Origin of the sequence: Niameybacter sp. (genome assembly GCF_036655075.1) — a bacterium.
Lineage (GTDB): Bacteria > Bacillota > Clostridia > Lachnospirales > Cellulosilyticaceae > Holtiella.
The window spans coordinates 21,110-32,527 of sequence record NZ_JAVVQU010000016.1; the positions used below are offsets into that span (position 1 = coordinate 21,110).

7 protein-coding genes are annotated in these 11,418 nt (G+C 37.2%); 2 read left to right on the top strand and 5 right to left on the bottom strand.

Annotated elements, in window-relative coordinates; all coding sequences use genetic code 11:
• Nucleotides 1-116: 116 nt before the first annotated feature.
• The gene (locus tag RRY75_RS06195) at nucleotides 117-1,109 is read right to left on the bottom strand and encodes an asparaginase (protein WP_332492016.1); all 993 of its coding nucleotides are present in this window, start codon (nucleotides 1,107-1,109) and stop codon (nucleotides 117-119) included.
• 143 nt (nucleotides 1,110-1,252) lie between these two features.
• On the opposite strand from RRY75_RS06195, the gene RRY75_RS06200 reads away from it, so the two are divergent.
• Entirely contained in the window at nucleotides 1,253-2,155 is a 903-nt protein-coding gene (locus RRY75_RS06200; protein WP_332527542.1) for an esterase/lipase family protein, read from the top strand.
• Between the two features lie 180 nt (nucleotides 2,156-2,335).
• Here RRY75_RS06200 and RRY75_RS06205 read toward each other — a convergent pair whose 3' ends face one another.
• From RRY75_RS06205 to RRY75_RS06220, 4 genes are all read right to left on the bottom strand, one after another.
• Nucleotides 2,336-4,510 (bottom strand): DNA topoisomerase III, encoded by a 2,175-nt coding sequence (locus RRY75_RS06205; RefSeq protein WP_332527543.1) that lies wholly within the window; start codon nucleotides 4,508-4,510, stop codon nucleotides 2,336-2,338.
• A gap of 662 nt (nucleotides 4,511-5,172) precedes the next feature.
• The gene (locus RRY75_RS06210) at nucleotides 5,173-5,898 is read right to left on the bottom strand and encodes a GntR family transcriptional regulator (protein ID WP_332492022.1); all 726 of its coding nucleotides are present in this window, start codon (nucleotides 5,896-5,898) and stop codon (nucleotides 5,173-5,175) included.
• A gap of 162 nt (nucleotides 5,899-6,060) precedes the next feature.
• On the bottom strand, nucleotides 6,061-7,791 hold the full coding sequence (locus RRY75_RS06215) for a class I mannose-6-phosphate isomerase (protein WP_332492024.1): 1,731 nt from the start codon (nucleotides 7,789-7,791) through the stop codon (nucleotides 6,061-6,063).
• A 41-nt stretch (nucleotides 7,792-7,832) separates the two neighbouring features.
• On the bottom strand, nucleotides 7,833-10,202 hold the full coding sequence (locus RRY75_RS06220; RefSeq protein ID WP_332492026.1) for a hypothetical protein: 2,370 nt from the start codon (nucleotides 10,200-10,202) through the stop codon (nucleotides 7,833-7,835).
• 154 nt (nucleotides 10,203-10,356) lie between these two features.
• Between RRY75_RS06220 and RRY75_RS06225 the strand changes: the two genes are divergently transcribed.
• Nucleotides 10,357-11,274, top strand: a complete 918-nt coding sequence (locus RRY75_RS06225) for an ROK family protein (protein WP_332527544.1) — start codon at nucleotides 10,357-10,359, stop codon at nucleotides 11,272-11,274.
• The last annotated feature ends 144 nt before the right edge of the window (nucleotides 11,275-11,418 follow it).

Genomic DNA, 11,418 nt, shown 5'->3' on the forward strand with positions numbered 1-11,418 from the left:
AGGACAGCTGTCTACCCACTCTTTACTATACACACAAAGTCTATAAAACTAAAAATTTCAAGTTAGCTTCATAGACCTTATATTATTTAATAATTCAATATTCATTTTATAAGTGATTATAAAACATAACTTTCTTCTGTAAACAGTTTTCTAATCTCTTCCAAATCTTCTGTTTTTCCAAGTCCTAGCATGAGCTTAATACGTGCTTTAGGTCCTCTCATCTCTCCACCCATGATCGCACCTAAATCTGAGAGTTCCTTACCACCACCTTCATAGCCATAAGACTCAAATACACGCCCTGAACTACATCTTGAAACAATGACAACTGCTACATTTTTGGAAAGTGCATACTTCACACCTTCTAACATTTTCAATGGTAAGTTTCCTCTTCCCATCGCCTCTATAATAATCCCCTTAGCTTCTCCATCTACAGCAAGTCTAATGAAACGGTCATCCATATCTAGCACTGCTTTGATAAGGTCTACACGTCGTTCAATATGATCTGTATCAATATGTTGTCTAAAGGCAATATCACGATACACAATCAGATCATTTGTATCAATAATACCAAGTGGCCCATAAGGTGATTGGAACGTATTAAGGGATAGCGTATTCGTTTTAGTCACCTCAGAAGCAATATTTACTTCGTTATTAAGGACTACGAGTACTCCTTTATCAATAGCTTTTGGAGAAATGGCTGTACATACTGCCGCTGCCAAGTTACTAGATCCATCATATCCAAGTTCTGAGCTATTGCGCATTGCACCCACAACTACTACTGGTTTGTGATGTCTAATAGTTAAGTCTAAAAAATAAGCTGTTTCTTCTAATGTATCTGTTCCATGGGTTACAATAACCCCTGTAACATCTTGTCTATCTAATGTCTTTTTGATAAGATTCTTAAGCTCTAAAAGCTTACTTAATGTCATATGTGGTCCTGGAATTTCACAGAAGTTAACTACTTCTATATCTGCTATCTTGTCTATGTTAGATACCATAGATAGGATTTGTTCTCCTGATAAGGTAGGAATAGCTGCTCCAATGTTATCATCTACTGTCATTGAAATGGTCCCACCCGTAAAAATAATACATACTTTTGGCTTATGCATATCATCACCTCTTGTTGTTTTTACTTGTTTCAATCATATCTATAATTCAGAGTAATTTCAAGGATTTTATCACCGTCCCCTTTTTGCCGCATAGACTATATTAACAGACTTTTTGTGATATTTTTCGCCAAGGAGGTGCACCTATGTCTCTTCAATTACCCTTAATTTTTATTCCTGGTCTTTTTGGCTCCCTAGGAGCAGAAATCATCCCCCATACAGGCACCTGGCATTTTGGTCCAAGTCACTATACTGGGGTACGATTCATTAAAGAAATGGAACGTCATGGCTACATTCTTAATCAAAACCTATTCATTATGTTTTATGACTGGCGTCAAAGTGCTAGTGACCTATCTCGTTTTGTACTTTCTCCTCTTATTCATAAAGCTATGAAACTCAATCATACGAAGAAAGTAAACCTCATTTGTCATGGCACCGGTGGCCTTATTGCCCGTTACTATGCTCAATCTGGCTTTTATGATTATAGTGTGAATCAACTACTCTTAGTTGGTACACCCAACGCAGGTTTTGCAGCACCTTTTAGTTACTTAAGTGGAGGCGTATTTCCTTATCCTTGTATTGATGAACCTGACTTTATCTCCTTAAATCTCAACCTTTTTCTCCAGTTCTTAGCTCCCTCACAGTTTCCTGCACTTTCAGAATTTCTCCCCTCTAAAAGCTACGGTGACTACCTCGTCTATAGTCGCAACCAAGTCACTTATTCTATTCCTTATGACACCATGCATTTTCAAAATACCTTTTTAGATAGTCTCAATAACTTCGCCTACTTAATTCCAGACAGAGGTATTCATACTGTTCTTATTGGTGGCCGTGGTTTCCAAACTTCAGACCTTTTAGAGATTTTCCCTGCATGTTCTTTAAACAAGTGGGCAGATGGGAAAGTAATGGGTGGATTATCAACCCTTGAGGGGGATAGCTGTACACCTCTTAAGAGCGTTTTTGCACTAGAAGGTCAACAGTATCTATTTAATGTAGATTATGGTGAATTACTCCTTCAAACAGCTAATTTACTTCCTTCTATTTTATAAGAAGGAAGTAAATTAGCTGTGATTATCTGGCTCCCAAAAGTTAGCTACTTGCTCCTCTACATAGCGTAAGGTTGTACACCTTCTATCACTATACTCTCCTGGCATCTCGTAGAGACATCTGTTGCCAGCAACTTCAAAATTAAGTCTCCATCTGTCTGGTCTGCATAGTTATCTTTATATTTACTTTTTATTTAAATTAGCGAAGAGGTCTGCAAATGCAAAGTTACCCTCATCTTCTTTTTGTTGCTGCTTCATGTATTTTTGTACAGACTTCTTGTCACCTTTGCCTTGTTTGTCCTTAAAGCGATTATTGAAGGTACTTGCCTTCTCTCTAAATGTACAAGTCGTACATACATAAATCTGTCCATCCCCTTGTCCACGCAGTTCTAGTCTTTTGTGGCACTCTGGACAACGGGCATTGGTAAACTTACTTACATTTTCTCTATAGCCACATGCTCTATCTTGGCATACATACATCTTGCCGTGTTTCCCTTTAACTTCAAGGAGATTCTTACCACAGTCTGGACAGCGTTTGCCAACCACATTATCATGCTTAAATTGATCTGTACTTTCTTTTACAGTGTCTACTAACTCACTGCTGTACTTACGCATGCGGGCAATAAAGTCTTTAGGGTTTTGCTTGCCTTTACTAATAAGCTCTAGCTCACGTTCCCATTTAGCAGTAAGGAGAGGGGTTTTTAGTTCTTCTGGTACAAGCTCAATAAGTTGCTTACCTTTTGAAGTTGGTACCACACTGTTGCCATTCTTTTCAACGTAGAACATATTATAAAGTTTCTCAATAATATCCGCACGGGTTGCAACAGTTCCTATTCCACCTGTTTCCCCTAATGTCTTAGCAGCCTCTTTGCTTACCTTCACATATTTATGTGGGCTTTCCATAGCAGATAGAAGGGTTGCTTCTGTAAAACGTGCTGGTGGCTTAGTTTGAAGTTTATTGCACTCCACATTGACTACCTTTAAGCTGTCTCCTACTTTTACTTCAGGTAAGCTCACTTCACCATTTTCAGTTTCTTCACTATCCTCTTCGCCTTTGTCGTATACCATTTTGAAGCCTTGATTAATCATAACTTTTCCTTTAGCCACAAAAGTCTCTTCACCTGATTTTGCCTCAATGGTTGTTTGCTTATACTCATAAGGTGGAAGCATTACACTTAAGAAACGCTTAACAACTAACTCATAAATTTTGCGCTCATCGTTACTTAGCTTAGCAATCATGACACTTTCTTCCGTTGGAATAATCGCATGGTGGTCAGATACTTTTGTATTGTCTACAAAGTGCTTGCCAGCTTTAATTCCATTCTTTAAGATTGCTTGCACAGCTGGTCTAAAGTTCCCTACATTGACAGCTTGTAAGCGATCCTTAAGTGTTGATACTATGTCCTGGGAAATATAGCGTGAATCCGTTCTTGGATACGTAAGAATCTTATAGTTTTCATAGAGTCTTTGCATCACATTTAATGTTTCTTTTGGGCTCATGCCATATAGTCTGTTGGCATCACGTTGAAGTTCTGTTAGATCATATAACCCTGGTGCATAAGCTTTTTTATGGCTTTCATCCACCTTCACGACTTGAAGTGCTTTCCCTTCAAGTTGTACTTGAAGCTTCTTCGCCTCATCTTGATTCCAAATATTAGGTCCCTTAGTTCCTTGCCACATTAAACTAAAGTTAGGCACCTTCACCTTGATGTTGAAGTAGTCTTCAGCTTTGAAGTTTTTAATCTCTTCTTCTCTTGTTACAATCATTGCAAGCGTAGCTGACTGCACACGCCCTGCCGAAAGCTGTGCATTGTACTTACAAGTAAGCGCTCTGGTCACATTAAGTCCCACTAACCAGTCTCCCTCTGCACGGCATACTGCTGCTTCAAAGAGATTTTCATAATCTTTGGCTGGCTTTAAACTTTTGAATCCTTCTAATATAGCTTTGTCTGTAACAGATGAAATCCAAAGACGCTTCATAGGCTTATTTACTTTAGCTTTTTCAATAATCCATCTTGCTACAAGCTCACCTTCACGCCCGGCATCAGTGGCAATGATAATCTCTGTTACGTCTTTGCGAAGCATTTGCTCTTTCACACTACTAAACTGTTTGCCGCCTCCTTTAAGTACAACTAGCTTCATTTGTTTTGGAAGCATAGGAAGACTTTCCATACTCCATGTTTTATATCTATCGTCATAGGCCTCTGGGTCTGCAAGACCTACAAGGTGCCCAAGCGCCCAAGTCACGATGTAGTCGTTGCCTTCTAAATATCCATTACCTTTTTTTGTACATTTTAAAACACGTGCTATGTCACGTGCAACACTTGGCTTTTCTGCTAAAACAAGTTTTTTTGCCATTTTCAGTTTTTCTCCTTTTCATGATCTCTTGTTCTATCATACCATATATGATAAGCCCTTTAAAAGGATGCTGCCAAACAGCACTCTTCTTTTAATTTTTTAATTTTTTAATTTTTTTAACTGAGTTGTGACGAATTTTTATTTTTTCAGCGTATAACGTTATATAAGGATAAAGCTTTCTATCCATTCTAGATAAATGGAATACCTTATCCTTCTACTAAGAAAACTTTGAAGCCTGTAGGTCTCCTCCCCGTGCTTACTTGTAACTTAGCTTTTCTTAGGTCTCATTGTACTCGGGAGTGGCAACCTTGTACAATGGGTGTACCATCTTTTAAGTTTTATCCTTTCTATGCCGCACTTAATCTCATATTGAAAGCTATCGCCTAACAGCTATACCAGCGGTAAGCCCTACGTACTGCAGATGTTCAGCACCTCGCCGTGATATATGTACATAAACATCCCTTTCACCTACAGGTCTATGACCATGCTCCAGTAGCTAGGTAACTCCTTATGGCTACACTTATAGGCTAACCTTTTTCTAAGATGTTAATTGCAGTTTAGTGGATAGACTTAAACACTTGCCACAAAACAATAAGCCGACTTAAAGTCTACCTATGTTTCATACGGGGAGGAGGTGACTTTAGGTCGGCTTATTATGTCTTTTATTTTTCTAATTCCATATAATACTCATAACGAGAAGCTACATACTGACCCTCTGTGTATTCAAAAACTTCCCCATGTTGATCATATCCTATTCTTTTTAAAATCAGCATAGGGCCTTTTTTATTGCAATTTAATTCTTCTGCTAGCACCTCATCTGCTAACCCTGCTGTAATACGTTGTGTAATTTTTGAAATTTCTACTTGATGGTGATTTCTCAAATAATCATACAGTGAATCGTAGTAATGACTAGCTTGAAGTTCTAGGTCAATATGACATTTAATATAAGTCTTAAATCTAACCACAGGGATATCGTTAATACATCTTACACGTATAATTTCATAGACCGGCATGCCTTTATCTATTTTAAGTGCGCGTGCGCAAGTTTCATCTGCTTTTACCAAGCTTATGGTTGCACTTTTAGTAGTAGGTATAATACCTTTGGCTTTCATTTCATCTGTAAATCCTTCAATTTTAAGAAGTGGCTCAGATTGTTTATATTTTAAGACGATTGTTCCTTTCCCTTTGATACGCTCTACGTAACCTTTTTGCTCTAGCTCACCAATAGCAGCTCTTACTGTAATACGGCTTATACCATACTTTTCTTCATAATCTATTTCCCTTGGGAGTAGTTCTCCTTGCTTGTAGACGCCTTGTTGAATCTCTTCTTCTATAATCGACATTAGCTGCTCTTTAAGGGTAGGGGCGCCTTTACCTCTTTTTAGCATATATACCTCCTACTTTCTATCTATATATTTTAGACAATCTTAATTTCATATTCATTAGGCCCTGCCTCATTGAGCTACACCCTTTTGTAATAGGCTAGGCATAGAATATCCTAGCCTATTACAAAAGGGGACTGCTTTATAACAGCCCCTTTGGGTAAACTTTTATCTTACAAATGCTTTAATTGTAGCAATCTTTTTACCTTCTGAAGCACCGTAAGGTCTAATCGTATACGCTTTTACAGCTTCCGGAATAATGAAAGTCTCTGCATAGTGTACCACAAATGGTTCAAATGTGCCTGTTGGACTTTCTACAATAGCACCTTCACCTTCTACTAAATTTAACACATTTACGCTGTTATGTGTAGTGTGAAGTACTTTTTCACTGAACCAGTGTCTTCTTGTTTCAATAAATTCGCGTTCATCAAGACCTGTTCTTTCTTCTACGTAGCCTTGGCCTTCTTCAACAACTTGTACAGGGCTTACTAAGTTCTCTTCTACCCATTTTGTTGTACGATCCCAAGCAATAACCTTTTCACCATGTTCAATGTGAATTGGACGTGGCAATCCATCTAAACCTAGTCTATCCCAATCCCAAAGTTTGAAAGTAAAGATGTAAGGCGTTGCACTGATTTCAAGTACCATTGTGTCACTACCTGAACAGTGAATAGTTCCTGCTGGAATAAGGAAGTGATCATGTTTATGTGCTTTGAAAGTATTGACATACTTCTCGGCATCAAAGCTTTTTTCTCCTCTTTGCGCAGCGTAGAGGTCCTTCATCATAGCTTGTTTATCTATATCTTCTTTAAGACCCAAGTATACATCTGAGCCTTCTTTACAGTCTAAGATGTAGTAACTTTCATCTTGTGTATAGTGCATTCCGAAAGTTTGTTGAATGTATTCTGTAAGTGGATGTACTTGAAGGGATAAGTTTTGCCCCCCCATAGTATCTAAGAAGTCAAAGCGAATAGGGAATTCTTTGCCAAAGCGTGCATGCACACGTGTACCTAAAAGTTCTACTGGTTGATAGAATACAACATCAATAGAAGGCACTTCTACACGAATATCACCAAAACGTAAGTAAAGGCTATTTTCCTCTGGTACACCATCAAAGCTCCAAGCAAAGTTTTCACGGTCTTTATCTAGGCCACATACATCTTTCATCCATTGTCCACCCCATACACCTGGGTCAAAATAAGGTACAACTCTAAATGGACGTGCTGCTGTTTGCTTAAGTCCTTCAAAGAAGGCTTCTGCTGTAATGAGTTTCGGCTCATTGGCAACATTTGTATCTAACACGTAGTTAAAGTCTTGGAAATGATTCATCTTGTGTCTATCTGCCATACGCCATTCTATGAAGAAACCTCTTTTGTACTTTGTTAAAATAGGTGCATCCCCGTTAGACACATTCCAGTTACTCATGCCTTTGCGGTAACGAAGTTGAATCTCCCATCTTGCAAGATCAGCATAAACATATACATTACCAGTTGTAATAAGACCTGCTCCTACACCAATAACAAGAATATTTCCTGTAGCTTGTTCTATCATCTGTCTTACCGCTTCTACCTTTTCAGCTACAAAAATATCTTTAAAGTTCTTAGTTGTAAGGACACCAAAGACACGGTCCTCAGTTAAGTACTCATTAATTGCTTGCGTAAGTGCTTCCTCTTGAAGGGCGCATGCATCCGTATACACTACTGTATCAAATGCAAGACTTTCAAGTCCCTTTACTACTTCTGCAACATCAACACCTGGGTAGCAGTCTATTACTACTACATTTTTTGTGCCCTCTTTTAAGTCTTTTTTAATCACTTCTGCTGTAGCAGTATAGCCTGCTACAGCATGATGATCATAACCTTTTACGTTTACTTCTGGATGTTTATCATATCTCGCCATGTTTTAGTCCTCTCCTAATCGCTTTACCCTGAGTTACATACTTAGTTTGTCATAAATGTTACAACACCAAAGTCTTCATCTTTCATTGCTTTGAAGCTTTCTTGTGGGGATACTTTTTCAACCATATTTAAGCTATAACAAAATTCTGTAATACCTGATAAGTCCATTTTAAAATTCGTTTCCCATATGTTATTCATAATCCATGAATATACATCACGGTGGTTATTTTCTTCTTTATGATTACAAAGTACAACTGGATGATGTGTGAGTTCACCCATATAAATCATCGGTGCATCTTTTGTTTGAATTAAAATATTATTTGTTGGTGTTTCGTATACTAAACCATTGTCAATGAGGTAGTACTCCATACATGTTCCTGGAAGTTGGTCAATACCTGGTCTAAAGCATACATCACTCTTATCTACATACAGTGTACTTTGTGGTAAACTTAGTGTAAGTGGTAATAAAATGTTTTCGATATTCTCTGAAAGTGTTTTTGCGATCTTGTATTTGAATTCGATTTTTGGAAGGTTGTTATACATTCTAATGACTACTGAACTGAAGTATGTCCCTTCTAATTTGTAAATCAATTCGATTGTTTTAAATACTGGACCATTATCGATGATTTTAAGGTCATTAAGTATGGCAATGTATTTTTGTGCATGAAGTCCTCTAATATTTCTTCCTAAAAGACGTCTTTCTTCATAGATATCTGTACGAATTTCTGTATTTTCATAGATTGGTGTGAAGAAGCATGCATCCCCCTCTTTAAGCATCTCTACATTGTCTACTTTGTTATAGAAGGAAGTTACACCTTTCCCTACTTCATAACCAATTCTAAAGAAGTTATTTTCAATACCATAAGGTAATGTGTAAGTCACGGCGTCATAGTTATTCACAATATCTTTTACGCGTTCCGAGCCCATGTAAGCAACACGTGTATTATTTTTTACTACTACTGGCAACTTTTCAATAAATGTATATGTTTTTTCTTCATGTGCCTCAAAGTGGTCTACAAAAGTAATAAGAACGCCTCTTGGATGCGCGGAAGTTTGTGTTTCCATCACTTGACCTGTTGCATCAGCTGTTACTTCTACACCATCGTATTTCCATACTTCAATATAGAACTCTACAACTTTTTTACACGCTCTATCAGATGTATTGACTGCTTTGATTTTGCCATCACGGTCGTAGTATCTTAATTGATCACCTTTGCTATGAAGAATACGGTTTAAGTTCTTCGCTGTGGCTTCATGTGCTTTAGAAGCGTAACTATTTTTACGAATATCTAGGTTTTGTACCATTGTATCGTATGGATTTGTAATAGTTGAAGAGTGGCCCCATGTATGTTCTGCATAGACAAGTAAGTTATCTTCTGCATCTTTAACAAAGTCTTCTCTCATGACTTTATGTTCTGGGTCAAGACGTTCACAAAGGTGGTACATTCTTTGAGCTTCTTTGTAATGTTTGACTGGATATGGTGTACTACCAACGCCATGTGCCCACCAGTCTGTTAAGTCACCTTGGTAAGTTGGGATATCTCCAAGTTTATCTTTAATGCCCTCATAAAGTTGTGCAACTGTTACCATCTCAACTTCTACTTCTGTACCATAGCTTGCATTGAATGCTTCAATAAGGTCAAGAATGTCCATGTTTGGAGGTGCATTATCACTGAATACGCCCGATACACTTGTTACCACGAAGTCGTAACTATAACCATTATCTACACATTCTTTTAAGTAATCATATAAATTGTCTTTGAAAGATTCCACTGGTGTTTTTGGTTTTTCTTGACCAAAGTAGTTTTCTGTCATGAAGTTGGCATGTTTATTTGGTACAAGGCCTAATGCATTACCTAAGTTGTAATGCTCCCCACTCCATACAAGGAGTTTTTTACCTGCATGATTTTCCCAGAAATATGGCTTTTGATTTTGATAAAGTGGGTACATACCATGGTGACAGTGAATGTTAGTAAAAAGAAATTCAATCCCATTATCTAAGAATGCATCTAAACTCCCTAAAGAGATCCCATTTACATCTGCATTCATAGCTACTTTTACAGGAATGTCATATTGTTTGAAGTAATCTACCATTGCTTTTGTGCGATTGTGAAGCACTTGTTTGTCTACTAAGTCTGTAAAGTTAAGGTAACTTGCAGAAAGACCCATACCACCTTGTTTCACTTGTTCAATAAAAACACATCTTTCTTCTTCAGTCGCTTCTTCTAAGAATTTCTCTACACAGTAGTAAGTTTCACAGTTCCATTTGAATGCTGGTCTTTCGGCTGTCATTTCTGTAGCTGATTTGATGTAATCCATATGATTGTACATGATTTTTTCTTGTAAATCTGTATAACCAATATCTGTATGAGAGTGGTGAATAACGTAAATTTTCCATTTGCGATCTAACATATTATGGCCTCCTAAGTGGTTCTTCCTTTTATGTATTCTATAAACTATTTTTCTTAATTTGATACTATCATATGTTATAAACTATTTCAATATGTTATAATATATTTTATTTATGTTATAACATATTATCTTTTTACTTGGAAAGGATTTTACTATGAACGGATTTATTGCACTAGATGTAGGCGGTACTTCTATCAAATCTGGTATTATTTCAGATAGCGGTCAACTACTTAGCCCTAAAATTTCTCATTATCCTTCTCATTCTCTTGAAGATTTGGGAACTCTTTTAAATCATTTTACGTCTATTATTATAGATGAGTTAAAAAATGTATCTTCTTCAATAACTATACAAGGTATAGGTATGGCATTTCCTGGTCCTTTTGACTACAAAAATGGCATTTCTCTTATGCAAAATATTAATAAGTATGATGCACTCTACGGCATAGATTTACATCATGTACTTAAAGTAAAACTTGATAGTTGTGAAGCTTTCAAAGCACAGGCTGCTCCCCATTACAGTATTCGCTTTGAAAACGATGCAAGCCTCTACGCACTAGGTGAGACTGTACAAGATGAAAGCCTTATGACCGGCAAAGTACTTTGTCTTTGTATCGGCACAGGTCTTGGCTCCGCCTTTTTAGAAGATGGCAAGCTCATTACGTCTAGACAAGATGTGCCACCTAATGGTTGGGTTTATGATACACCCTTTTTAGGAAGTATCATTGACAACCATATATCAGCACGTGGTATTCTTAAGCTTCATGAACAACTTCATGGCATTTCTATGCCTGATGTTAAGTCCATAGCCGATCTTGCTTTACAAGGTGATTTGTACGCTCTTACCACTTTTAAATACTTTGGTAAGCATTTCGGTGAGGCCATTTCAAGTTTCTTGAAGACTTTTGAACCTCATACATTAGTCATTGGTGGACAAATTGCCAAAAGTTATACTTTGTTTGAGTCTGGGTTACAAGCTTCTTTAGCGACATGTCCCCCATCTGTTCATATAGAATTAAGTCCAGACTCCTCCCTAAGTACACTTATTGGCGTTAAACAGCTATTTCTAGACTAACTTAACAAGACTGCATTTATTTACACTTAAAAAGGAGAATCAGTAGGCACTAGCACCCTACGGATTCTCCTTTTTAATAATGTCTCCTATATTTCTTATCAAGCTTATTTTGTTAGTTTATCTATAATACCTAATACTTCTTCT

Bases quoted from the DNA above. Each gene is read 5' to 3' on its own strand.
- RRY75_RS06210 (WP_332492022.1), bottom strand. From the start codon at position 5,898: ATGCTAAAAAGAGGTAAAGGCGCCCCTACCCTTAAAGAGCAGCTAATG.
- RRY75_RS06215 (WP_332492024.1), bottom strand. From the start codon at position 7,791: ATGGCGAGATATGATAAACATCCAGAAGTAAACGTAAAAGGTTATGAT.
- RRY75_RS06195 (WP_332492016.1), bottom strand. From the start codon at position 1,109: ATGCATAAGCCAAAAGTATGTATTATTTTTACGGGTGGGACCATTTCA.
- RRY75_RS06225 (WP_332527544.1), top strand. From the start codon at position 10,357: ATGAACGGATTTATTGCACTAGATGTAGGCGGTACTTCTATCAAATCT.
- RRY75_RS06205 (WP_332527543.1), bottom strand. From the start codon at position 4,510: ATGGCAAAAAAACTTGTTTTAGCAGAAAAGCCAAGTGTTGCACGTGAC.
- RRY75_RS06220 (WP_332492026.1), bottom strand. From the start codon at position 10,202: ATGTTAGATCGCAAATGGAAAATTTACGTTATTCACCACTCTCATACA.
- RRY75_RS06200 (WP_332527542.1), top strand. From the start codon at position 1,253: ATGTCTCTTCAATTACCCTTAATTTTTATTCCTGGTCTTTTTGGCTCC.